This is a genomic window from Psychrobacter sp. 1Y11 (assembly GCF_052259045.1).
GTDB lineage: Bacteria > Pseudomonadota > Gammaproteobacteria > Pseudomonadales > Moraxellaceae > Psychrobacter.
In genome coordinates, this window is record NZ_JBQQER010000008.1 from 35,607 (window position 1) to 59,565 (window position 23,959).

Annotated in this window: 18 protein-coding genes; 5 read left to right on the forward strand and 13 right to left on the reverse strand. The window is 45.6% G+C overall.

The window, feature by feature from the left end:
• Positions 1-12 precede the first annotated feature (12 nt).
• A complete protein-coding gene (gspK, locus tag ACTXGJ_RS08575; RefSeq protein WP_439243874.1) occupies positions 13-1,035 on the forward strand; it encodes a type II secretion system minor pseudopilin GspK in 1,023 nt (340 codons plus the stop codon).
• Positions 1,036-1,068: 33 nt separating this feature from the next.
• Here the strand turns inward: gspK and ACTXGJ_RS08580 are convergent, their stop codons facing one another.
• From ACTXGJ_RS08580 to ychF, 3 genes are all read right to left on the reverse strand, one after another.
• On the reverse strand, positions 1,069-1,749 hold the full coding sequence (locus ACTXGJ_RS08580; protein ID WP_439243876.1) for a TetR family transcriptional regulator: 681 nt from the start codon (positions 1,747-1,749) through the stop codon (positions 1,069-1,071).
• A gap of 108 nt (positions 1,750-1,857) precedes the next feature.
• Positions 1,858-3,273: a deoxyguanosinetriphosphate triphosphohydrolase gene (locus ACTXGJ_RS08585; protein ID WP_443565669.1), complete on the reverse strand. Its 1,416-nt coding sequence runs from the start codon at positions 3,271-3,273 to the stop codon at positions 1,858-1,860.
• 286 nt (positions 3,274-3,559) lie between these two features.
• The gene (ychF, locus tag ACTXGJ_RS08590) at positions 3,560-4,651 is read right to left on the reverse strand and encodes a redox-regulated ATPase YchF (protein WP_439243880.1); all 1,092 of its coding nucleotides are present in this window, start codon (positions 4,649-4,651) and stop codon (positions 3,560-3,562) included.
• 161 nt (positions 4,652-4,812) lie between these two features.
• Between ychF and ACTXGJ_RS08595 the strand changes: the two genes are divergently transcribed.
• The gene (locus tag ACTXGJ_RS08595; protein ID WP_439243882.1) at positions 4,813-5,178 is read left to right on the forward strand and encodes a DUF7079 family protein; all 366 of its coding nucleotides are present in this window, start codon (positions 4,813-4,815) and stop codon (positions 5,176-5,178) included.
• A gap of 56 nt (positions 5,179-5,234) precedes the next feature.
• Here the strand turns inward: ACTXGJ_RS08595 and ACTXGJ_RS08600 are convergent, their stop codons facing one another.
• A complete protein-coding gene (locus tag ACTXGJ_RS08600; protein ID WP_439243883.1) occupies positions 5,235-6,062 on the reverse strand; it encodes a phosphodiester glycosidase family protein in 828 nt (275 codons plus the stop codon).
• Positions 6,063-6,064: 2 nt separating this feature from the next.
• Complete coding sequence (locus ACTXGJ_RS08605) at positions 6,065-7,822, reverse strand: FMN-binding glutamate synthase family protein (protein WP_439243885.1); 1,758 nt, start codon at positions 7,820-7,822, stop codon at positions 6,065-6,067.
• 317 nt (positions 7,823-8,139) lie between these two features.
• Between ACTXGJ_RS08605 and ACTXGJ_RS08610 the strand changes: the two genes are divergently transcribed.
• The 3 genes from ACTXGJ_RS08610 (at position 8,140) to ACTXGJ_RS08620 (ending at position 12,415) form a co-directional block, all read left to right on the forward strand.
• Positions 8,140-9,342 carry an acyl-CoA dehydrogenase gene (locus tag ACTXGJ_RS08610; RefSeq protein ID WP_439243887.1) on the forward strand — a complete coding sequence of 401 codons (1,203 nt, stop codon included), beginning with the start codon at positions 8,140-8,142 and terminating at the stop codon, positions 9,340-9,342.
• A 155-nt stretch (positions 9,343-9,497) separates the two neighbouring features.
• A complete protein-coding gene (locus ACTXGJ_RS08615) occupies positions 9,498-10,715 on the forward strand; it encodes a CaiB/BaiF CoA transferase family protein (protein WP_439243888.1) in 1,218 nt (405 codons plus the stop codon).
• Positions 10,716-10,951: 236 nt separating this feature from the next.
• Complete coding sequence (locus ACTXGJ_RS08620; RefSeq protein WP_439243889.1) at positions 10,952-12,415, forward strand: NAD-dependent succinate-semialdehyde dehydrogenase; 1,464 nt, start codon at positions 10,952-10,954, stop codon at positions 12,413-12,415.
• A gap of 155 nt (positions 12,416-12,570) precedes the next feature.
• Here ACTXGJ_RS08620 and ACTXGJ_RS08625 read toward each other — a convergent pair whose 3' ends face one another.
• The 8 genes from ACTXGJ_RS08625 to carA form a co-directional block, all read right to left on the reverse strand.
• Positions 12,571-13,860 carry a glycosyltransferase gene (locus ACTXGJ_RS08625; protein WP_439243890.1) on the reverse strand — a complete coding sequence of 430 codons (1,290 nt, stop codon included), beginning with the start codon at positions 13,858-13,860 and terminating at the stop codon, positions 12,571-12,573.
• Between the two features lie 162 nt (positions 13,861-14,022).
• Positions 14,023-14,895 carry a TIGR03915 family putative DNA repair protein gene (locus ACTXGJ_RS08630; protein ID WP_439243892.1) on the reverse strand — a complete coding sequence of 291 codons (873 nt, stop codon included), beginning with the start codon at positions 14,893-14,895 and terminating at the stop codon, positions 14,023-14,025.
• Between the two features lie 46 nt (positions 14,896-14,941).
• Positions 14,942-16,210, reverse strand: coding sequence for a putative DNA modification/repair radical SAM protein (locus tag ACTXGJ_RS08635; RefSeq protein ID WP_439243894.1), 1,269 nt, complete (start codon positions 16,208-16,210; stop codon positions 14,942-14,944).
• 178 nt (positions 16,211-16,388) lie between these two features.
• Complete coding sequence (locus ACTXGJ_RS08640) at positions 16,389-17,246, reverse strand: hypothetical protein (protein WP_439243896.1); 858 nt, start codon at positions 17,244-17,246, stop codon at positions 16,389-16,391.
• 225 nt (positions 17,247-17,471) lie between these two features.
• Complete coding sequence (greA, locus tag ACTXGJ_RS08645; protein WP_439243898.1) at positions 17,472-17,948, reverse strand: transcription elongation factor GreA; 477 nt, start codon at positions 17,946-17,948, stop codon at positions 17,472-17,474.
• A gap of 293 nt (positions 17,949-18,241) precedes the next feature.
• Positions 18,242-21,496: a carbamoyl-phosphate synthase large subunit gene (gene carB / locus ACTXGJ_RS08650; RefSeq protein ID WP_439243899.1), complete on the reverse strand. Its 3,255-nt coding sequence runs from the start codon at positions 21,494-21,496 to the stop codon at positions 18,242-18,244.
• 71 nt (positions 21,497-21,567) lie between these two features.
• Positions 21,568-22,311: a hypothetical protein gene (locus ACTXGJ_RS08655; RefSeq protein WP_439243901.1), complete on the reverse strand. Its 744-nt coding sequence runs from the start codon at positions 22,309-22,311 to the stop codon at positions 21,568-21,570.
• On the reverse strand, positions 22,304-23,542 hold the full coding sequence (gene carA / locus ACTXGJ_RS08660) for a glutamine-hydrolyzing carbamoyl-phosphate synthase small subunit (RefSeq protein ID WP_439243902.1): 1,239 nt from the start codon (positions 23,540-23,542) through the stop codon (positions 22,304-22,306). Before carA ends, ACTXGJ_RS08655 begins: the two co-directional genes overlap by 8 nt.
• Positions 23,543-23,959 lie beyond the last annotated feature (417 nt).

A 23,959-nucleotide genomic window follows, 5' to 3' on the forward strand; every position in this document is an offset into this window, starting at 1 on the left:
ATGACGATAGCAATGAGATCTCAACGCGGCGTGGCTTTATTGACTATCCTCTTATTGGTGGTCAGTATCACTGTCGTGGCAGGAGCCATGCTCGCTAGTCAGAAAATTGTCATTCGCCGCAGCGGTTTATTATTCAATCAGAATCAATTACTACAAGACATCGACGCCGCGCAGCAACTGACGGTTACTTTGATTCGAGCTGACAGCATGCTCAATGATACCGATAGCCTCCAAGACATATGGGCGCAGCCGCTGCCGCCTTATCCTTTAGGATCGCATACGGTGACTATGGAGCTGCGCGATGAGGCAGCTCGCTTTAATATCAATAATCTTTATCATGATGGAGCAGTAGACGTTGTTGCTTTGAGTGTTTTTCAGCGGCTATTGACCCAGCTCAATCTAGATCCGCAGATAGCTATCGCCGCTTTGGACTGGCAAGATAGGGATAGGGAAGTCTATAAAGATGGCGGAGATGAGGGCGTAGTCTATGCTCAGCAAAGCGCTAGCTTAACGGCAACTTTACCCAATCAGCCGTTTGTCAGTGTCGATCAGCTGCAAGATTTGCCTAATATGAGCGTCGAAGGCTTAGCGACTTTACGGCCTTATCTCACCGCTGTGCCCTATTATTTACCGATCAATGTCAATACCGCTAGCCCTGAGCTGCTGGCAGCTTTGGTAGACGGTATCAGCGCGCAGCAGATACAAGGGTTAGAGGATTTGCAAAAGCAACAAGTAATGGATTCAGTTGATAGTATTTGGCAACAGCCGCCTCTAAATGCGGTCAGCACCGAGCAGCGTCAGCTTTTAACTCCATTATTAGCAGTCGATAGTCAAGCTTTTTCAGCGCTTATTACTGCCACCGACAGTGCCAACTTAGGCGCGCCGCGCCAAAGATTTGCCACCGTACTGATTAGTAAAATCAATACTTCTAATGGTAATAATACTGAGACTAATAATGATGGTTCTAATAAGAAACCCGCTAAAGTCGTTAATGTAGTGTCTCAGCGTCTATGGGCCTTCGAACCCACTTTTTAATAAGCTAGCTTTAGCTTGTAAAACATACAGACGCTATTCATCAAGCAAAGTTTCTTCGGTAGATTTCCAATTATAAGCGCCATAAAAGAGCATCTGTGCTTGACGCGTACAGTTGTGCTGCATCTGTTGCTTTTTGCGCTCAATCTCATCCAAATCGGCTTCATCGTCATGATCCTCAGAATAAGTCAGCTCTAACCAATCAATAATCCAAGAAAAGAACATATTGATCCCAGCATCAGCTAGCAGAAGACGGTCATAGTCGTTAATATGACTAAAAGCCGGCTGTAGCGCTAAATCTTCTGATAAGCTCTGTATATGTAGCTTTAATAGTTTATTGATAGTGTTGCGAACCGCCTCTGAGCCGCCAAAGCGCTCACTAACTAAGAACTGCCAATAGTAGGGCTGCTCGCTAACCATCTGCAAGAACAGCTGAATACTCTTGGCGATCTGACGCTCGAAGCTGCGAGTCTTGCCAATATGTAGACCCTCACTCAAAGTGGCCATCGTACCGCCAAGCTCCTCAATTACTAAAGCTTGACCGAGCGACTCCATATCATCGAAATGCCGGTAGAATGCCGTGGGCACTACGCCCACTTCACGGGTGATTTGGCGTAGGCTGATAGAGCTAAAAGATTGCCCTGTCATGCAAAGATCTAAAACGGCATTAAAAAAAGCCCGTCTTGTTTGAAGTTTTTTTTGTTCGCGGCTGCTCATAAGATATCTATTGTGGCTGAGTTATTGTTTATCATACCGATTTAAAGATGAAAATACGAATAAAATCAGAACACTTGTACTAGGTTTTTACTGCAGCGTAAAAATATCTCAAACCATCGTGCCCCAGTGACCTCGTAGTTCTTGCGCCAGCCGATAAGCTTCATGATCATTCATACCCGTGATAAAGTCTAAGATAATCAGGATATTATGATAAATATTACCGGACAACTGGCGCTTGTGCTCATCTAGATGCGGCTGTAGTAGGCTAAGCAGACGCTGCTGCTCAAATGGCTTAGGGCTATGGTTGAGCGTTGTCCAAGCGAGCGGCATAAAAGCGTCGAGCAAGCGCTGCAAGCATTGATTGGCCATCAGCTCCATACGCACCTTGCTTGGGTGATTAAAGATACGCTCGCGGGCTAGTAGTTTAGCCTGAGTAATACCGCTTTGTACATCAGCATCACAATGGGCGAATAGACTCCCAGCCAGCTCTCCGGCTAGCATCGCCGCGCGATTGAACACAAAGGCATCAGTCACCGTATTGACAAGCCGCATCATAGCGCGCGCTCGCAGAGAGGCCAGCTGTTGACTGACTGATAACCGCGCCGGTAAAGTGATAGCAGTAGGCCGCTCACCAATGAGCTGATAAAATATCTCTGCGACTTCGGTGAAATTTAGCATGTTGAGCTGAATGCCATCTTCTAAGTCTATCAAGGCGTAGCAAATATCATCAGCGGCCTCCAGCAAGTAAGCGAGCGGGTGCCGCGCAAAGCCATCGTGCAGCCGCGAGCGAGGCAGCTGCAAACAAGCCGCGAGCTCCTCTAACTGCTGAGCCTCACTGACAAAGCTGCCGAATTTTTGTACCCTATCAATAGAATAATTATTATCACTATCTATGATATTGCTATGGCTAGCTAGCCAAGGATACTTCATAAACGCACCGAGCGTGGCGCAAGTTAAGCGCATACCGCCTTGATCGGGGTGATGCTCATTACGCACGAGTAGCCGAAACCCTTGCGCGTTACCTTCATAAGCTAAGACATCCAAACGCTCTTTAGCGCTTAAGTGCTTTAATATCGAGCGGCGCTCAGGATGCATAAACCAATCACGTATGGCGTACTCTCCGGCATGACCAAAAGGCGGATTGCCAATATCATGAGCCAGACAAGCCGCTTGCACTATCACTCCAACGTCGGCTGGCGAGACCCCTATAGGTAGGCCGTCAGCGAGCTTATCATGGAGCTTTTCGGCAGACATCATGCCAAGAGAGCGCCCAATACAAGAGACCTCTAGCGAGTGCGTCAAGCGCGTGTGGATGCCTAATTGGTTGGTTAGAGGATGCACCTGCGTTTTTTGATTTAACTGACGAAAAGAGTGCGAGAATACCAAGCGATCATAATCTTTATGAAAAGAGCTACGGGCGCTGTCTTGCACTGGTGCTTGTTTATCACTGCCCAAACGCTGCGCGTTGAATAGTCTTGCCCAGTGCTCGGTAGCGTTTTTCGGTTGTTTGGCATAATTACTCATTATTTATCGTCCGTTATTATTTTTATAGTGATAGTTATAGTACTTAATTCTCAATGGGATTTGTAGTATTCGTAAAGTGTATAGGCATAAAAAAAGCCAGCGCTAAGGCTGACTTTTAATTCTAAGCTATAAAGGAAGTTGAAATATAGTCGATTCACTCTAAAAATGTCATAGCGCTGCTGGGATGAATTTTACGCAGCCTCTGTGATAACAGCACGCAAGTAAAGTTTATACCAGTAGCGCGTTCAAATTTATAACAACTTTATTTTGAACTGACTATATAAGCTTAGACGTTAAATCTAAAATGCATGACATCACCATCTTGCACGATGTAAGTCTTGCCTTCTAAGCGCGACTTACCGGCAGCGGCGGCGCCTTTTTCACCGTTATACTCGATAAAATCATCATAAGCGATGACCTCAGCACGGATAAAGCCGCGCTCAAAGTCCGTATGAATGACCCCAGCTGCCTGCGGCGCTGTCGCCCCAATAGCAACGGTCCAAGCGCGAACTTCTTTGACTCCAGCTGTGAAGTAAGTCTGCATGTCAAGCAAATCATAGCCGCCTCGAATCACTTGATCGAGACCCGCTTCTTCCATATCCATCTCAGCCAAAAAGTCTTTTTTATCGTCTTCATCAAGCTGGGCGATTTCAGCTTCAATCTGATTGCAAAGAGCGATAACGATGGAATCCTCACCCGTAGCGTAGTCGCGGACAGCATCGAGATAAGGGTTGTTCTCAAAACCATCCTCAGAAACGTTAGCGATATACATAGTAGGCTTAAGGGTAATGAGACCATAGCTTCTAATCAGTTTTTTCTCGTCTGCGTCTAAGCTCGCTGCACGTGCCGCTTTACCTTCTGCCAGTAGTGGCTCAATTTTTTTGAACACCTCTAACATGGCCTGCGCGTCTTTGTCGCCACCTTTAGCTTTTTTGGAGAGGTTCAATATTGCTCGCTCAACGGCTTCAAGATCGGCTAGAGCCAATTCGGTATTGATGGTTTCGATATCGTCGATTGGGCTGACTCGGCCGTCGACATGCACCACATTATCATCATCGAAGCAGCGTACCACGTGCGCGATAGCATCGGTCTCACGAATATTGGCTAAGAACTGGTTGCCCATGCCTTCGCCTTTTGACGCACCCGCCACTAAGCCTGCGATATCGACAAACTCCATAGTGGTAGGCAATACGCGCTCAGGGTTGACGATATCGGCGAGCTTTTTGAGGCGCGGATCAGGTACCGGCACGATACCTGTGTTGGGATCTTTGGTACAAAAAGGGAAGTTCTCAGCGGCGATTCCCGCTTTGGTCAAGGCATTAAATAAAGTGGATTTGCCTACGTTTGGTAGGCCGACGATACCGCAGTTAAAACCCATAATGGTCTCTCAATACATTAATAAAATCAGTAATTTGCTAGTTGCTGCTATTTAGCATAAAAATTGGCGCTATTGTAGCAAAATTTAGCTACTAAGGGGCGGATAGATGTGCTAATTTTAAACTAAGGCATTGACGAATCATGCGATAGTAAAGGGGTCCTATGAGCGAAGTTAGCGATAAAAAAGTGGCATGGATGGCATTATCCGATTTATTTATCGATAATGAAATAAGCTATGAGTATATCGCCAAACAAGTGGCTCATCTGCCTATTAACGAGGTAGAGCGCATTTTGTTTTACGAAGTCGCGCCTGTGTGTATGAGTAATCTGTTGGTGCTTAATCCGAGCAATTACAAAGGCTTTAGCGAAGCGTATATTGTCTCTAATATTGAACAACATTTGCTTAAATGGCAAAACAGCCGCTTATATCGCAGAAAAACCGCGCTAAAAATTAGATTTTATAAATTCTGCTTAAAGCAAGATTGGCATAAATTGGTATCCAAGATGTGCCAAGTACAAAAAAGCTAACGGTTAAGCTAATAGGTAAGGTCTTATATCTAGCTCATAACTCAGATCTGACGTATTTACTGAGTATCAACCACGCCAATCATTACGCCCATCTGTTTTTTATCGTGCTTGTCGATGCTAGGTGCATAAAGCGCTGAGGCGATACCACCATCCAAAAATAAAGCATTAGGGCAACGCAGCTCTTCTTTAAATAGCTCAGCAAACTGATAAAAACTTACTGGCTCTTCACTATTGACCATTTGTACGCTGTCATCGCTACAGACGCCTACGCCATTGCGAAACTTTAAGGACTGGCTATCAGCATTGAATTTAGGATGAATCTTATTATCGATTACGAGCATCGGCCCTGATTGTGTAGCATACCAAGGCTGAGCTTTGTCATTTTTTATTAAGGCATCTAAAGCCTGACTCTCAGTGATTTGTAGCTTACCTGTTTCATCCCACCACAGCACGCCATTCGGCAGCAGATGAAAATTACCGCCGCCTTCTTTGAGATTTAGCGCCCGTATCTCTTGACCTTCGATTACCGTATAACCAATAGGTGCATAACTGTCGTTATACATTCCCGCATTCATCGCAAAGGTCAGGGACTGTGTGCTGGGTAAGGTGTCGATGAGTTTGTCAAAAGTGAGTAGCGTCTGTTTATTAGCATCTTGCCAAAATAATTTTAGCTGATAATGATCGCCAGTTAGTGCTTGGCTGTCGATGCGACAAGCACTATAATTAAAGGGAGTTTGCTCAGTCGCACACGTCCAAACCTGCGCCATTTTATCAGACTTATCTGCATCAAAAGGCTGACAAGCGCTCAACACTGTCGCTGATAATAAAGCAGCGCTAAGCAGGAGTATTTGGCTGTTAAGAGTAGTCGATAGGCTAAGAGACATAACTATTCTTTCAGATTGGTGTTGATATTTTCGGTCACATCTTCGAGCGTTTTTTCAGGCTTTAGCTTTTTTTGCTTACCCTTGTCACGCGAGTCTTTATTATAAGCAATGAGCGCATCATTATCTGGTAAGAAAGTATCGGCATCAGCCATCACCCACATCTGATTGAAGACATCGGCGCGGGCGCTATGATCGAGCAGCGCGCCTTCATCCGCGAAGTAAAAGAACTTTGATAAGAGCTTGATCTGCCCATCATCTAGGCGGCGGGCAATATGATACGGCTGCAACTGGCTGGGATGCTCAAGCCCTACAGCACCGACGATACTCGACAAGGACTTCAGAGTGTTTTTATGAAAGCTGGCAACGCGCTCCGCTTTGCTAGGCACATCTAAGGCTTTCTGGCGATAAGGGTCTTGAGTCGCTACTCCAGTCGGACAAGTATTGGTGTGGCAAGAGCGCGACTGGATACAGCCCACGGCAAACATAAAGCCGCGCGCGGAGTTACACCAGTCTGCACCTAACGCTAGCATACGAGCAATGTCGAAACCAGAGACAATCTTACCACTGACGCCAAGCTTGATTTTCTCACGGATACCGGCACCAACTAAGGTGTTGTGCACGAACAAGAAGCCATCGATAAGCGGCATCCCCACACTATCCATAAACTCAACGGGAGCTGCTCCCGTACCGCCCTCAGCGCCATCGATGACAATAAAATCAGGATAATTGTCGGTTTCCATCATTGCTTTGACAATCGCCATAAACTGCCATGGCTGACCGATGCACAGCTTAAACCCGACAGGTTTTCCGCCTGATAAGTCGCGCAGTTGTTGCCAAAACGCGACTAGCTCTCGCGGCGTACTAAAAGCGCTATGCGAAGAGGGCGAAACACAATCTTGCCCTGTAAGTACTTGCCGGGTATCGGCAATCTCTTGTGTGATTTTTTCGCTTGGCAGTACGCCGCCTTTGCCAGGTTTGGCGCCTTGAGATAGCTTAATTTCGATCATCTTCACTTGCGGATCGACTGCCTTTTCGGCAAAAGACTGCGCATCAAAATTGCCTTCAGCAGTACGGCAGCCAAAGTAGCCAGTGCCAAGCTCCCAAATCAAATCACCACCGAATTTGCGATGATAAGGACTGATCGCTCCTTCACCGGTATCGTGCGTAAAGCCGCCAATCTTGGCTCCTTGATTAAGCGCCATAATCGCGTTGGCAGAGAGGCTACCAAAGCTCATCGCTGAGATATTGAATACCGACATATCATGCGGCTGCTGACAACGCTCGCCGCCGACCGTAATGCGAAAGTCTTGTTTTTCTAGCGGATGACTGAGGGCAGATTGCAAAAACCACTCTTTGCCTTGAGCATATAAATTATCTAAAGTACCAAAAGCATTGGTATCGCTAACATTTTTAGCGCGTTGATAAACCAGTGCCCGCTGCTGCCGCGAAAAAGGCACTTGCTCCTTATCATCTTCTAATAAATACTGGCGGATTTCAGGCCGAAAATCCTCTAAGACGTAGCGGACGTGACCAGCGACCGGATAGTTGGTTAAGATAGCGTGCTTGGATTGCATGACATCATAGATACCCAAAGCCACTAGTAGACCACCGATAATGATCAACCACCAATTGGTCAGCAGTAATCCTGCCAAAAATAATAAGGCAGCAGCGGCAAAAGTACTATAGCGTAGCAATAGACCAATAAGGTAGGGAAAGCTCCCTTTCGGTTCAGCGTTTAGGTTGGTACGAGATTGGGGCATGGGCGACTCAACAGTATGACAATAAATAACTGCTCAAAAGCAGGTGTGAAAATATTATACGTCTATATTACCACGGCTAAATGAGTGTTAAGTAACGGTGTGCTACTTCAAGCACTAGATCTCAAGGGGTAGCAAAGAGGGTATAAGCGAATATCTATAAATAACGTGATTACGAGAGTTTTGCCATCTTTTAAACATAGCTTTTAATTAACGGTTGTTATCTACTAAAATTAAACTAACTGTTATGATTTGTCGTTTATTCCATATATTATACGTTAACCCTTCACAAATTGTGCAATCAAGCCAAGGAAAGCAATATGCAAGCACCTACCAATGTACGTACGCAGTCTAACCCAAGCTTTGATTGGGAAGATCCTTTTTTATTACGTAATCAGCTGACTGATGAAGAGCGGATGGTTACAGAAAGTGCCCGCCAGTTTTTCCAAAAAGAGCTGATGCCTGGCATTTTAAAGGCCAATCGCAATGAGAGTTTTGACCGTAATATCATGCGTCAAATGGGCGAGATGGGCTTGCTTGGCGTGACTATCGAAGGTTATGGCTGTGCAGGTCTGTCTAGTGTCGCTTACGGTCTGATCGCTAAGGAAGTAGAAGCGGTGGACTCAGGCTACCGCTCAGCAATGAGCGTGCAATCTAGCCTAGTGATGCATCCAATCCATGAGTACGGTACAGAAGAACAAAGAGAGAAGTATCTACCGAAACTAGCTTCAGGCGAGTATGTCGGTTGCTTTGGTTTGACCGAACCTGATTCAGGGTCCGATCCTGCCTCTATGTCAACGCGTGCGCGTGCTGTCGATGGCGGTTATGAGCTGACAGGCAATAAAATGTGGATCACCAACAGTCCCATTGCCGATGTGTTTGTCGTTTGGGCGAAAGACGATGCAGGCGATATTCGCGGCTTTATTTTAGATAAAGAGATGAAAGGTCTATCAGCACCGAAGATTGAGGGTAAGTTTTCACTACGCGCCTCTATCACTGGCGAGATTGTGATGGACAAGGTATTCGTGCCAGAAGCCAATGCATTCCCAGATATCCGCGGCCTAAAAGGGCCCTTTGGCTGCTTAAACAAAGCTCGCTATGGCATCGCCTGGGGCTCAATGGGTGCAGCTGAGTTTTGCTGGAAAGCGGCACGTCAGTACACACTAGATCGTAAGCAGTTCGGTCGTCCGCTAGCCGCCACGCAGCTGGTACAGTTAAAGCTTGCCAATATGCAAACTGAGATTGCTCTTGGCTTACAAGCGGCACTGCGAGTAGGTCGCCTAATGGATGAGGACAACGCTGCCCCTGAGATGATTTCACTGATTAAGCGTAATAACTGCGGCAAAGCGCTCGATATCGCGCGAGTGGCTCGTGATATGCATGGCGGCAATGGTATCTCTGATGAGTTCCATATCATTCGTCATATGATGAACCTAGAGGCGGTCAATACCTATGAAGGCACACACGATATTCATGCGCTAATTCTGGGCCGTGCGCAAACAGGTATTCAAGCGTTCTTCTAATTTGCTATCTCGGTTAAATAGAAAGCTTAGAGTAAATTTTGATTGACGTATGTTAGGGTTTGGCTGTTATAGGCAGGCTTGAAACTAGCGTACGTTTTTTAATTTTTGGAGTTTAAAAATTAGAATAAAAAGTGAAAATAAATACTGAGAATGCTATGAAAGATATGGACGATAAAGATAATAACTCGTTAGGTGCTATGCAAGGAATAAAAGTGCTCGATTTATCTAGAGTATTGGCAGGCCCTTCTTGTACGCAGGTACTAGCGGATCTGGGTGCTGAAGTCATTAAGGTTGAGCGTCCTAGTGTTGGCGATGAGACACGGCACTGGGCGCCGCCTAAGTTCAGTGACGACACATCAGCCTACTATGCCACCATTAATCGTAATAAAAAATCACTCACCGTTGATATCACAACCAAAGCGGGTCAAGAGATTATCAAACAGCTGATCGCTGGTAGCGATATTTTGGTGGAGAATTTCAAAGTCGGCGGTCTAAAAAAATACGGTCTAGATTATGACAGTCTCAAGCGCAACAATCCAAAGCTTATATATGCATCTTTGACGGGGTTTGGACAGACAGGCCCTTATGCTAAGCGTCCGGGCTATGACTACATCATTCAAGGGCTATCAGGCTTGATGAGTATCACAGGCCCAAGTGATGGCGAGCCACATAAAGTCGGGGTGGCAGTGGTGGATCTGTTTGCAGGGTTGCAGCTGACCATTGGGATCCAAGCGGCGCTACTGGCCCGGCAGCGTACCGGTCTTGGTCAGCATGTTGATGTAGCACTATTAGATAGTGCTCTTGCCATGTTGGCAAACGTCGGGATGAATCATCTAGCTTCAGGCGACGTGCCACCAAGACTGGGCAACCAACACCCTAATATCGTGCCTTATCAAGTGTTTGCAGGCGCAGGGGAGCAGCACTTTATTTTAGCTTGCGGTAACGACGGTCAGTTTGCCAAATTATCTGAGCTGCTAGAGAAAGACTGGCAGCAAGACGACCGCTTCAAGAGCAATCCTGAACGAGTCAAAAACCGTCAAGCTTTATGTGAGCATCTGGCAGCAGAGTTTGCTCAGCAGCCGCGCGATTATTGGTTAAAAGCGCTCAGTCACGCGGGTATACCTTGTGGTCCGATTCATAACATTAGCGAAGCTTTGGCGATGCCGCAAGTTAAGGCGCGGGAGATGGTGGTTGATTTCAGCGAGCAAGGTAGCCCAGTTCGAGCCTTGGGTAATCCGATTAAATTCTCAGAGTCACCAGTCAGCTATCGCACGCCGCCGCCACGTTTAAGCGAGCATACTGATGAGACGTTGAGCGCTCTTGGTTATGATAGTGAGATGATTGCGAAGCTTCGAGCCGATGGCATTGTATAAGTTTTATACCTGACAGGATGATTGGTAATAGAAGTGTTAGCGGCAGTTGTAAACATTATCCTCATATTCTTATAATGAGTTAGATCGTTCACAATAGCAAAGTCATACGCTTTTAAATGACATTGATGCAAATACAATCAGTTACTCTGGTATATAAAATAGTCATCTATAAATAAAAACACATCGGCGTGCGGCTATCGACATATCAACTATAAGCAATAATAAGGAAAATCATAATGTCAGATAATTTAACCCTTTCTAACCCAAAGCTGCTCAAACAACAATGCTTAATCAAAGATAGCTGGCAAGATTCGAGCGATGGGGCGACTATTGAGGTCACCAACCCTTTCAATGGGCAAGCTATAGGGACTATCCCTAGTCTCACGGAACAAGACGTTATCAAAGCGGTGGATAGTGCAGATAAAGCCCAAGACTCTTGGGCCGCCAAAACCGCACAAGAGCGTGGTGAGCTGTTACAAAAGTGGGCAGATCTGATTGATGAAAACCAAGAAGATCTGGCTGTACTTATGACCGCTGAGCAAGGCAAGCCGCTGACAGAATCACGCGGTGAGATGGCTTATGCCAATAGCTTCATCCGCTGGTTTGCCGAGGAAGGCAAACGCGTATATGGCGACGTTATACCTGCGACTAAAGCTTCATTGCGTCATGTGATTATCAAGCAGCCGGTAGGTGTGTGCGCTATTATTACGCCTTGGAACTTCCCAGCGGCGATGATTACTCGTAAAATCGGTCCTGCTTTAGCTGCGGGTTGTACAGTGGTTATTAAACCGGCTACTGAAACTCCTTTTTCAGCATTAGCCCTTGGCGTGTTAGCCGAGCAGGCTGGCATTCCAGCAGGAGTGATTCAGATAGTCACGGGTAAATCCTCGATGATTGGTGAGATTTTGACGAGTGACAAGCGAGTGAAAAAGCTTTCTTTTACTGGTTCTACCGAAGTAGGTCGAACGCTTATGGCCCAGTGTGCGCCAACGATCAAAAAACTATCGCTAGAGCTTGGCGGTAACGCGCCGTTTATCGTCTTCGATGATGCCGATTTAGAAGCCGCAGCCGATGGCCTAATCGCCTCAAAATTCCGTAACGCGGGCCAGACTTGTGTCTGTGCCAACCGAATCTATGTACAAGAGAGCATTAAGGATAAGTTTTTAGATATCTTTACCAAAAAAGTAGAAGCGCTCAAAGTCGGTAATGGTATGAATAAAGGCGTCGATATCGGCCCGCTCATCAATGAAGATGGTTTAGAGAAGGTGCAAAATTTACTACAAGATGCGCTCGATAAAGGCGCTAAGCTCGTTACCGGTGGCGATACCAACGAAGCCTCAAAGCTAAGCTTCAACCCAACCGTAGTGACCAATGTCACATCCGATATGGAAATTGCCTCTGAAGAGATCTTTGGCCCTGTCGCCACCATCTTTACTTTTAAAGAGGAAGCCGAAGCCATTCAAAAAGCCAATGACACCATCTTTGGTCTAGCGGCTTACTTTTATAGTAGCGATTACGCGCGCTCATGGCGCGTTACCGAAGCGCTTGACTACGGTATCGTTGGTCATAATACTGGCCTGATATCTACTGAAGTAGCGCCTTTTGGCGGCGTTAAACAATCGGGCTTTGGTCGTGAAGGATCAAAATACGGTATTGAAGAATACGTCTCAATAAAATACTGGTGCAGTGCTGTTAGCTAGTACTATTTAAACCAGTGAATAACTTAAATTCACTGTGTTTTTACAAGACGATGAGCGTATTCAGGACTGATACGTTTGAAATAAAAAGAGCGTCACCTTATAAGGTTAAGCTCTTTTTTATGATGATGACAAAAAAAGTCTGTTATCTTAGGGTTTTAACTCTTCTTCGTTAGAGATATGGAGCCTTTTTCAGCGCGTTTTTTTACCGGCTGTTGTTCAGTGAGATGGTCGGAGGGTTTATTAAGAGATTGCGCTGCTGACTTAAGTGTTTTGGTTAGTTTTTTATCAGATTGCTTACTTATTTTTGCTTGCTCTTCTGTTAACGAATCTTCATGCAACATCTGATAAATACCAAGAGTCTCTGTAATCATCTCGCGCATGGTAAATTTGTTGGTCATCTCAGGACGGGTAACGCTTTCAAGTTGGCTTCTCACCACTTTACAAAGCGCTTTAGCGTTATATTTTTTGACTAAGCCTTGCGGATAGAGCGGCTGCAAAATCTCACTAAAGGCGGCTTGATCCCAACCGATGACCGGCGTGCCTAAATGAATGGCTTGTAGGGCGTTGATACCGATAGATTCGGGCTGATTGGCAAGCGCCATGACAATATTTGCTGCCGATAGCCACTCACGCATATCATTTCGCTTATTGCCCACATAAGTAATACGCTCAGACAGCCCTAAAGTATTGCTGCGCTGACGGAAATCCTCATGCGCCACATCGCCTTCTCGGTAATCTTCATCCATAATGATGGCATGAATGTTAGGGAATTGCTCTTGTAGATTACCTAAGATATCGATAAGCCACTCTTGACCATACTCGTTACCGATGACGGTGGGAAATACCAGCCACTTTTTGTGCTCAAGCTCAGGGTATTCGGCGAAGGTGCGACGTAGCCAGTAGACAGAAGGGTTATGCCGATAAGGGTAACGACGCGTATCTACTCCGCGATAAATACGCTTAATGTGCTTAGGTCCGAGCTGCTCACGGCGAATACCTTTGATTAAATAATTAGTCACGCTGTCAGAGACGGTGATGATAGTATCGACATCTAGTAGCGCTTGCGAGTACTTATTGATAGGGTAAAACCCATACATCGTAGACACAAGCTTTGGGCGGCGCTCGACTTTGGCGCGTTTGAGGGCTAAATGTAGTATCCAAGCCGGTGTTCTTGAGTGCACATGGATAATATCGGGATTATACTTTTCAATCAGATGACGTAGCGGCGCAACTTGTAACAAGGATAACCAAGATTTTTTATTCATGTGCAGCTGATGGTATAAGTTACCATCGCGCTCTAGGCGCTTGACCAGCTCGTTATCTTCATTAGCGCTAGAAACAATGATAGAGGTGTGGTCGTTTTTGACCAAAGCGCGCCCAAGATGAAAGATTCCGCGTTCGGACTCATCGTGTTTTAAAGAAGATAATAAGCGCATAACGATCATAATAGCAGCAAGAACTCTTTAAGTTAAAATGTCGACAGTATCAAAAAGATAAGCTGCTATTGTCAGTTAAAAAAGAGTAAAACTCAACCTTATAAAAAGATTGCTGAGGATAAAAGGTATTCGAGTATTAAAAACAGGCGCTGAGAATCACTAGCGCATTTGCTATCTTTTTTTCTCAAGATAGTCGGCATTGGGCAGTATTTGCTTTTCGCTCAAGTATTTCCAGTAGCGCTGCGGCATGTGTTGTCTATGTAAACGCGTGTTTTTACGCTCTTTGATATTGACGTTAGTAAAATAGCCTTGCCAAAACCGCTGATAACGCTGCTCGTTAGGGCTATGAATGCTAGCAGGATTACGCAGCACCGCCTCATCTAGATCAGTAATGGTTTGCAATTCAGCAGGACGCGATGGCGTGCTTTGGCTCATATCATAATAAATGCCATAACCACGCGCTAAGTCGTATATCGCCCAGTGCTGGTCTTGATAGCGCTGACGAAAATGCTCACCAATAATAGGCAGTACGTTAAAGTCAGGCTCAACACGGGCAAAGTAAATATCATCAGTGGTATGTTCAAAGCGTACAAAAGCTTCCATACGGTGCTTTTCTCGGTGTACCGATTTTACCGTTTGCGCCAGCTCCAATACCTCCAAATGCCCTAAGTCCTCCAAAACGTTGCGTTTGGGATGATCGATAGCATATTTAACGATATGAAATAGGGTGGTGCCGATGTTTGGCTTTTCCGATAAAAAACCCCATAGGATTTGACGCATCCCTGAGCGGCCAAGCCGCTTATTAAGCTTAACAAGCACGCGCTGAGCTTGCTCATCATCCGTCGTGACGTGTGCGGTGGTACTAATTAACGACGGTATGTATTGATCCTCAGCGATAAGCTGCAGAGCCTCGTCATGTTGCAGCTTACGCTCATAAACCTGATACACAGCGCTAAGCCAACCCTCAAAGCTTGGCTCATAAAGCAGTGTACTCGGTGTTATTTGACCGACGGCAAAGCTATCTTTTAAAGCAAGCTGCGACATAGTTATCCTTTAGAGTAGTTTTAGAAGTAATCAGCACATACTTATTTTAGAATAACGCCATCTGACCACTACGCTGATCCTTATACTTGGTTTGCGTCTGTGCCAGCACGTATTGGCGGAAGTTATCGCGGGTCAAGTGCGCTAAGTGCTCGTTCTTACCGGTGGTTGCAATGAAGTATTTGGCACGATTAACCGCCGCGCCCATTTTCTTTAAGTGCTCTAAAGTAATCTGATTAAACTTGCGCGCTTTGACAATCTTTCGTGCGGTTCTGGTACCGACACCAGGGATGCGCACGATCATCTCGTAGCTTGCCGTCTGAATATTGACAGGGAAGTGCTCACGGTGACGAATCGCCCAAGCAAGCTTAGGGTCGCAGTCCAAGTCCAAAAACGGCGAGTCAGGCTCTACGATTTCATGCGCGCCAAAACCATAAAAACGCATTAACCAATCCGCTTGATACAGACGGTTCTCGCGCACCATAGGCACCGGCGTACCAATCGCTGGCAAACGGTTGTCAGCAAGCATCGGCACATACCCTGAGTAGTAGACACGCTTGAGATCATAAGTCTGATAAAAGTGGCTCGATAGCTGAATCACTTGCAAATCAGTCTCATTGCTAGCACCGACTATCATCTGACTAGTCTGACCTGCGGGCGTGAACTTTGGCGCTTTTTTATGGGTTTTACGGCTTTCACGGATAGTGATGATCTCTTCTTTAACCGTCTCCATCGGTGCTTTTAGCTCATCGTGTGATTTTTCTGGCGCGAGCAGTGCCAATCCTGACTTAGTTGGAATCTCGATATTTACGCTCAGACGGTCTGCGTATAGTCCGGCTTCTAATAGCAACTCTTTTGAAGCACCAGGAATGGTTTTTAGATGAATATAGCCATTGAAACGCTCACGAGTGCGCAGTATCTTTGCCACTTCAACCAAACGCTCCATGGTGTAGTCGCCACTTTTAAAGATGCCTGAGCTTAGAAACAATCCTTCGATATAGTTGCGGCGATAAAACTGCATGGTTAAATCAACCACTTCTTCGACACTAAAAGCGGCGCGCGGCGTGTCATTGCTTTTACGTGAGGTGCAGTACGCGCAGTCGTATATGCAATGATTGGTTAAGAGGATTTTTAACAAACTGACGCAGCGACCATCTTCGGTATAGCTGTGACAGATACCAGTTGCTGAGGCGTCACCGAGGCCGCCGCCTTGGTTTTTACGGGTGCCAGCGGAAGATGAGCAAGAGACATCATACTTAGCCGCATCCGCTAAGATATTGAGCTTACCTTGAAGCCTGTCATAATTGATGGTTGCCATAAGTTATAGTACCCATTCGTTAATAGGTAACTATTTTAGCAAATCGGTTGATAACTCACTGTAATTATTGAAGAATTGGCAAAGGTATACGACAACTGTTGTCGTATAATAATCCATAAAAAAAGGCCTTAAAAATTAAGACCTTTAAATTCATAATTTAAGTGTTACAAGCTAAATTTTATTGCACTTTAGCGCGTATCACGACCGTTTGCGGCGTGTTAGCAGGCAGGTTAGCCAAGTTCCACTTGAGAGCTGAATAATTTTCTTGCACGGTCACAGTATTACCGACTTGCTGAATAGTCTGATAGTTATCGCCGCCAGTAGTCGCTAGGGTTGGCAGTGAACTGTTTAGCGACACTACTCTGACGCCATTCGGCAGAGCAACCATAGCATTCACATCATTGATAGGCTGATTGCTATTATTAACATAAGTGGTGTGATATTCGATGATATCACCAGGCTTGATACTATTAGCAGGAACCGCGACATCTCGGCCGCTACTGTCTTTTAGGATTTTCATCACCTTAGTATGAGCATTAACGACACCAGGGGTGTTGAAAGTGGGGTTCAGTTGTAGGGTATCCAAAGTGGTTACTGTCTGACTGGTAACGACTGGGTTGGTCACGATTTGATTATTAACGACAGAAGCTGTTGTCACCGGCGTCATCACTTGGGCAGCAGTATTGATGGGAGTAGTCACTGTCGTCACTGGCGTATTGCCAATTTGTTGGGTGACTTGGCGAGTAGTAGGACCTTTGGTAATGATAGTCGATGAGCCTTGACTGACGGTATAACGCGGCACGTTAGTCACTTGCGTCACTGAATAAGGCATGCCATTTTGCATGGAGATGCCATTGGGGGTGGCGGTAATAGTCGCCGTATTGCCATCAGAGTATTGCTCAACGACAGTGGTGCTGCCTGTCGCGGGTTGATTGATAGTAATCTCAGCAGCGGCATTGGCGCTAAGAGGTAACAGCATTAAGCTTGTCATCGTAGCCGCGAAAACCGTTTTATTAATGATACTGTCCGTGGTCATTATAAAATCCTTAAAGTAAAGTAAACAAACCGTTATTGGCTCAAAAGTTAACTGATTATCTGCTAAATATAAGCGGATTAAATAGTAGTATTGTGTAATTTGCCAAAAGTAAATCAATGGGCATCTACTGCTCTAAAAATATAATAACGCGCATAAAAACACCTCAAAAGATTAAGTAAGATTTAATCAGTTGAGGTGTTTTGAAGAAGCTAAGGCTGAGCTAAATTAGCTATAAATGACTTTCATCACTTCGTATTCAACCACGCCTTTTGGCGTCTCAATACGGGCTTCATCGCCTTCAAATTTACCAATCAAGCCGCGCGCGATAGGCGAGTTGACCGAGATTTTACCTGCTTTGAAGTCCGCTTCGTCATCGCCGACGATCTGGTACTGCTTTTCTTCTTCAGTATCGACGTTTTCGATAACGACGGTGACACCAAACACCACTCGGCCTTCTTTATTCAAGGTTGCCGGATCGATGACTTGAGCGCCGCCAAGCTTAGCTTCAATATCACGGATACGCGCTTCACAAAACCCTTGTTGCTCACGGGCAGCATGATATTCAGCGTTTTCTTTTAGATCACCGTGCTCACGGGCGTCAGCGATAGCGGCGGTAATGCGTGGACGATCAATGGTTTTTAATTGTTTGAGCTCGCTTTCTAAGGCGGCGTGACCTTGCGGAGTCATAGGGTAACGTTGCATGTTTTTTCCTTAAACCAATAACAGCACACCATCTCGTCAGGAGATGGTGCTATGTTGTTGCAATGAGTGTGAAATATAATATGGGGATAAAGCGAGTTAATAAAAGCTAGGTAACAAAAGTTCAATACGTCCCGATCTCACTTGATCAAAGCATAATAAAAAGCATAGTAACAGTGATGCCACTATGCTTTTTTAAAACGGTTAAACTTTTAAAATACGCTTTACGATAGTATCTAATCTACTGAATTTAAGCTGTCAAGTCAATAGTATATAAATACAGGCTGCAAGCGCTATTAAGCAACAGGCTTAGCTTTTGCATGCAAGTCTTGCAGTTTATAAACATCGAAAGGCAAGTCGATAGCGTAAGATTTACAAACGGCTTCAGCGGCGCCTAAGGTGGTGACATAGAAGACCTTACCTAGTAGCGCACTACGGCGAATAGAGAAGGAGTCCTCTTGTGCTTGCTTGCCTTCAGTGGTATTGATGATCAAATCAATCTTGCCGTTTTTGACCGCGTCAACGATATGAGGGCGACCTTCGGTGACTTTGTTAATTTGCTTACAGTTGATGCCATTGTCAGCCAATACCGCTTGTGTGCCAGTTGTCGCTACGATCTCAAAGCCATAGTCTTGTAGCTGACGAGCGACTGGGACGATTTGTTCTTTATCGCTATCACGCACTGAGATAAAGACGGTTTTGGTTTCATCCTGAGTAGGCAGACCCGGCAGACGCTCATTACTACCGATGACCGCTTTATAAAAGGCTTCGCCAAAGGTTTTGCCCACACCCATCACTTCACCTGTCGACTTCATCTCAGGACTCAAGATAGGATCGACGCCCGGGAACTTAGCGAAAGGGAAGACCGACTCTTTTACTGCATAGAAATCAGGTTTGATCTCTTTGGTAAAGCCTTGATCTTGCAGTGACGTACCCGCCATACAACGAGCGGCCACTTGCGCAAGCGAGGTACCTATGCATTTTGAGACAAAAGGTACGGTACGCGCGGCGCGTGGATTGACCTCAAGAATATAAACTGTCTCGCCTTTGACTGCAAACTGCACGTTCATCAAGCCAATGACGCCAAGCTCTTTTGCCATGGCAATGGTTTGCTCGCGCATCACATCACACAGCTCATCTGACAGTGAATAAGGCGGTAATGAGCAGGCCGAGTCACCAGAGTGGACGCCCGCTTGTTCGATATGCTGCATGATACCGCCGATGACCACATCGGTGCCGTCACAAACGCAGTCGACATCGACCTCAACCGCATCATCTAAGAAGCGATCGAGTAGTACTGGCGCTTCATTAGATGCTTGTACAGCGGTGCGCAGATAGTGTTTAAGTTCATCTTCGTTATAGACGATCTCCATGGCGCGTCCGCCGAGCACGTAAGACGGGCGTACCACTAGCGGATAGCCGACGTCTTTAGCTTTGATTAGGCCATCCTCAAGACTAGTGGCTAGCGCGTTAGAGGGCTGAGTTAGATTCAATTGCTGGATCATGTGCTGGAAGCGTTCACGATCTTCAGCGCGGTCGATAGCGTCAGGGCTAGTGCCGATGATCTTGACGCCAGCTTGCTCTAAAGCGCGGGCTAGTTTCAGTGGCGTTTGCCCACCGAATTGCACGATAACGCCATCAGGCTGCTCAATCCGCACAATCTCTAATACGTCCTCTAAAGTGATGGACTCAAAGTAGAGGCGATCAGAGGTGTCATAATCGGTTGAAACCGTTTCTGGGTTACAGTTGACCATGATGGTCTCATAACCGTCTTCGCGCATAGCGAGGGCCGCATGGACGCAGCAATAATCAAACTCAATGCCTTGACCGATACGGTTGGGGCCGCCGCCGATAACCATGATTTTTTTCTTATCCGTCGGATTAGCTTCACATTCGCTATCATAGCTTGAGTACATATAGGCAGTGCTGGTTGCAAACTCTGCCGCTGCGGTATCGACGCGCTTATAGACCGGATGGATACCCAAATCCCAACGTTTAGCGCGTAGCTGCTTTTGTGAGATACCCAGTAGTTTAGCCAGACGCAGATCAGATAAGCCTTTACGCTTAAAGCTACGCAGGTTTTTCTCATTCAAATCGCCAAACCCGAGCTCTTTGACTCTAGCTTCAGTTTTGATAATATCTTCGATTTGTACCAAGAACCAAGGATCGACGTTGGTAAATTTAAATACTTCTTCTACGCTCATGCCGATACGAAAAGCATCGCCGATATAGAAGATACGATCAGGAGTAGGCACTGTTAGACGATTAATAATCTCGCTACGCGCTTTTTCTGGTTTCACTGCCGCTAAGTCGATTTGCTCATCGAAACCATCAGCGCCAGTCTCTAATCCGCGCAGTGCTTTTTGCATAGATTCTTGGAAGTTACGGCCGATAGCCATGACTTCACCGACCGATTTCATCTGCGTCGATAAAATGTTGTCCGCTTGCGGGAACTTCTCAAAGTTAAAGCGCGGTATCTTAGTGACGACATAATCAAGGGTAGGCTCGAAGCTGGCAGGAGTAGCGCCGCCAGTGATATCGTTTTGCAGTTCATCAAGGGTATAACCTACGGCTAGTTTGGCAGCGATTTTGGCAATCGGGAAGCCCGTGGCTTTCGACGCTAGCGCCGAGGAACGCGAGACGCGAGGATTCATCTCAATCACTACCATGCGACCATTTTTCGGGTTGATACCGAACTGCACGTTAGAGCCGCCAGTCTCAACCCCAATCTCACGTAGTACTGCTAGTGAGGCGTTACGCATAATTTGATATTCTTTATCAGTCAAGGTTTGCGCGGGCGCCACAGTGATAGAATCGCCGGTATGTACACCCATCGGATCGAAGTTCTCAATGGTACAGATGATGATACAGTTGTCGTTTTTATCACGCACGACTTCGGTTTCGTACTCTTTCCAGCCGATTAGCGATTCATCGATAAGCAGCTGATGAGTAGGGGATAAGTCAAATCCGCGCTCGCAGATCTCGATAAACTCTTCACGGTTATAAGCGATACCGCCGCCGGATCCGCCCATAGTGTAAGAGGGACGAATGATACACGGGTAGCCCATTTTCTCTTGGGTCGCAAAAGCCTCTTCCATAGTTTCAGCGATTTCAGCGCGCGGACATTCAAGACCGATACGTTTCATCGCCTTGTCAAATAAGTCGCGGTCTTCTGCCATCTCAATCGCATCTTTGGTTGCGCCGATTAGCTCACAGCCGTATTTTTCTAATACGCCATTTCGGTCTAGCTCAAGCGCGCAGTTCAATGCTGTTTGCCCGCCCATTGTAGGCAAAATCGCATCAGGCCGCTCTTTATCAATGATTTGCTCAACGGTTTGCCAAGTGATCGGCTCGATGTAAGTGGCGTCCGCCATGACCGGATCAGTCATGATAGTGGCTGGGTTAGAGTTAACTAAAATAACGCGGTAACCTTCTTCGCGTAAGGCTTTACACGCCTGCGCCCCAGAGTAGTCAAACTCGCATGCTTGACCGATAACGATAGGGCCTGCGCCAATGATAAGAATGCTTTTTATGTCGGTACGTTTTGGCATTTAGATTTGTCCTATTTTGGCGGGTGGGGATTTTAATATTCTTAGATATTTGTATATTTACTAGATTTAACTTAATCAACCTTATTTAATTTAAAGTCACATTTGTTAGCAGCAGTGTTTAAAACTTGTCCTAAGACCGTATTTTGCGAATTTACATTTACTGCGATGAGCTTTGCTAACTCAGAATAGTTAGGATTATTTACAATTTCTCTTATAGCAACTGCGAGTTTAGGTTTCTGTAGACTATGGAGCTGAATTATATAATGATAATCATCATCACCTATTAAACTAGCATGAGATAAGCTATGTAGCTCATAGCTCAACTCCGAATCAATTAGTAATTTTAAATCTTTATGATTTTTCTCAGCAGGCTGACTTTCAATATAATCTCTAGCAATAGCTTCAAATAATTGAATTGTTTGAGGCTCATTAAACTCATTCTTCATACAAATTTTCTTATCAAAATCTAATATACGAATATACGGAGATTTTGGGTTCTGCCAAACATCAACGAAAAATTCTTTAACGTTATAAATATAGACTAGCGTCTTTGCTAATTCTTCAATTTGTTTCTCTTTATCTAATCCTGAGGTAGTAACTAAATTAGATGAATTAGTTTTTTCGTTCTGTTGTTTTAAACGTTCTCTATTTGAACTTTGCAACTGAGCTTGCTCTTCCCGAGCAAGCTGTTGAAGTCGCATTTGCTCCTCGCTTGAGTTTTTATAACTATGATTGCTAGCTTGTGCCGAAATTGGAAGCCAAAGACTTAGGATAAAGGCTATCGCTATTAAAGCTTTGGCATAAAGTTTAAACATTTTTAGCCTTATCCATCATCTGCGCAAACTTAGCAAACAACTCAGCGGCGTCATGCGGGCCGGGGCTGGCCTCGGGATGACCTTGAAAGCTAAACACCGGCTTGTTGATCAGCTCAATGCCTTGGTTGGTGCCGTCAAAAAGTGAACGATGGGTGACTTTGATATTATCCGGCAGGGTGTCTTCATCAACGGCAAATCCGTGGTTTTGACTGGTAATCATCACTGCGCCGGTGTCCAAATCTTGCACCGGATGATTGGCACCGTGATGACCGAACTTCATCTTAACCGTATCGGCGCCGCTGGCAAGGCCGACAAGCTGATGACCTAAGCAGATGCCAAAGGTTGGAATGTCGGTCTCTTCAATGATATGACGGACGCTATCGATAGCATAGCTACAGGCCGCTGGATCGCCAGGGCCGTTCGATAAAAAGATACCATCTGGATTCATCGCCAGCACCTCTTCGATAGGGGTTTGCGCTGGCACGACGGTGACCTTGCAGCCGCGATCGACGAGCATGCGTAGGATATTGGTCTTCGTGCCGAAGTCATAAGCGACCACGTCATATTTGTGCTCGATATGCGTGCCCAGTTGTTTGAAAAAACCACCAGTACCGCTGTCATGGCTACCAGGTGCATCACGATTGAGCAAGGTGTCGGATAACTCCCAAGTACCCGCCGTCCATTCAAAACCTTGGGGATGACTGGCTTCTTTTGCCAAATCCATGCCTTTTAGACCGGCGAATTCTTTTGCGAGTTGTACTGCTTGTTGCTCATCATTAGCGCTGATCTCAAGGCCGTTAGAAGCCGTCATGATACAGCCGTTTTGCGCGCCTTGTTCACGTAATAGACGCGTCAGCTGACGGGTATCAATCTCAGCAATAGCGACGGTATCGTTGCGTTTTAGATAGTCGCTTAATGATTCAGAGCTACGGAAGTTTGAGGTGGACAAAGTGGCATCACGAATGATCAGGCCTTCTGCCCAGACTTTAGTATTGGTATTGCCAGATTCGCTGTCTTCAGAGTTGGTACCAGTATTGCCGATATGAGGATAGGTGAGGGTGACTAATTGACGCGCATAGCTGGGATCGGTTAGGATTTCTTGGTAGCCCGTCATCGCGGTATTGAAGACCACTTCACCGACCCTGTGACCAGAACTACCAATACTGACACCTCGAAAAATCGTCCCATCTGCTAATGCCAAAATTGCTTGTGTTGTCGTCGATGAATTCAAGGATTTGCCTCCGCTATTGATGATGAATGCGCTACTATATCTGTGGGTATTATTTCAGCGGACAATTGATAATTTATACTGATTCAAAGAGTTATAAAACCGCTTGCAGCCAAAATTTTTCCACAAAAAAGCGAGAAGACAGATAGATGAAAAGATACTTAATTCACATGTTGGTGAAGAGTAACTTACATCATGTCCACTCGCTTAGGCACAGATTTTGAGCATTATATAAAAAAACCAGGCAGATAGCTAGACTCATTTACAATTAACGATAGGTAATCATGAGTATTCTCTAGATTACAGTTTAATTCGTGATACTAGAGTTTAATAAGTGATTCAAAGTGTAGATAAAAAGTGCAGATAAATAGAGGTTTAAACTATAAAATTTAACAGTGACGACTTCTAAAGTTGTAAAAT

What these genes read in the sequence shown, in the direction of transcription:
- gspK (WP_439243874.1), top strand. Translation starts at nt 13, where the DNA reads ATGAGATCTCAACGCGGCGTGGCTTTATTGACTATCCTCTTATTGGTG.
- ACTXGJ_RS08580 (WP_439243876.1), bottom strand. Translation starts at nt 1,749, where the DNA reads ATGAGCAGCCGCGAACAAAAAAAACTTCAAACAAGACGGGCTTTTTTT.
- ACTXGJ_RS08585 (WP_443565669.1), bottom strand. Translation starts at nt 3,273, where the DNA reads ATGAGTAATTATGCCAAACAACCGAAAAACGCTACCGAGCACTGGGCA.
- ychF (WP_439243880.1), bottom strand. Translation starts at nt 4,651, where the DNA reads ATGGGTTTTAACTGCGGTATCGTCGGCCTACCAAACGTAGGCAAATCC.
- ACTXGJ_RS08595 (WP_439243882.1), top strand. Translation starts at nt 4,813, where the DNA reads ATGAGCGAAGTTAGCGATAAAAAAGTGGCATGGATGGCATTATCCGAT.
- ACTXGJ_RS08600 (WP_439243883.1), bottom strand. Translation starts at nt 6,062, where the DNA reads ATGTCTCTTAGCCTATCGACTACTCTTAACAGCCAAATACTCCTGCTT.
- ACTXGJ_RS08605 (WP_439243885.1), bottom strand. Translation starts at nt 7,822, where the DNA reads ATGCCCCAATCTCGTACCAACCTAAACGCTGAACCGAAAGGGAGCTTT.
- ACTXGJ_RS08610 (WP_439243887.1), top strand. Translation starts at nt 8,140, where the DNA reads ATGCAAGCACCTACCAATGTACGTACGCAGTCTAACCCAAGCTTTGAT.
- ACTXGJ_RS08615 (WP_439243888.1), top strand. Translation starts at nt 9,498, where the DNA reads ATGAAAGATATGGACGATAAAGATAATAACTCGTTAGGTGCTATGCAA.
- ACTXGJ_RS08620 (WP_439243889.1), top strand. Translation starts at nt 10,952, where the DNA reads ATGTCAGATAATTTAACCCTTTCTAACCCAAAGCTGCTCAAACAACAA.
- ACTXGJ_RS08625 (WP_439243890.1), bottom strand. Translation starts at nt 13,860, where the DNA reads ATGATCGTTATGCGCTTATTATCTTCTTTAAAACACGATGAGTCCGAA.
- ACTXGJ_RS08630 (WP_439243892.1), bottom strand. Translation starts at nt 14,895, where the DNA reads ATGTCGCAGCTTGCTTTAAAAGATAGCTTTGCCGTCGGTCAAATAACA.
- ACTXGJ_RS08635 (WP_439243894.1), bottom strand. Translation starts at nt 16,210, where the DNA reads ATGGCAACCATCAATTATGACAGGCTTCAAGGTAAGCTCAATATCTTA.
- ACTXGJ_RS08640 (WP_439243896.1), bottom strand. Translation starts at nt 17,246, where the DNA reads ATGACCACGGACAGTATCATTAATAAAACGGTTTTCGCGGCTACGATG.
- greA (WP_439243898.1), bottom strand. Translation starts at nt 17,948, where the DNA reads ATGCAACGTTACCCTATGACTCCGCAAGGTCACGCCGCCTTAGAAAGC.
- carB (WP_439243899.1), bottom strand. Translation starts at nt 21,496, where the DNA reads ATGCCAAAACGTACCGACATAAAAAGCATTCTTATCATTGGCGCAGGC.
- ACTXGJ_RS08655 (WP_439243901.1), bottom strand. Translation starts at nt 22,311, where the DNA reads ATGTTTAAACTTTATGCCAAAGCTTTAATAGCGATAGCCTTTATCCTA.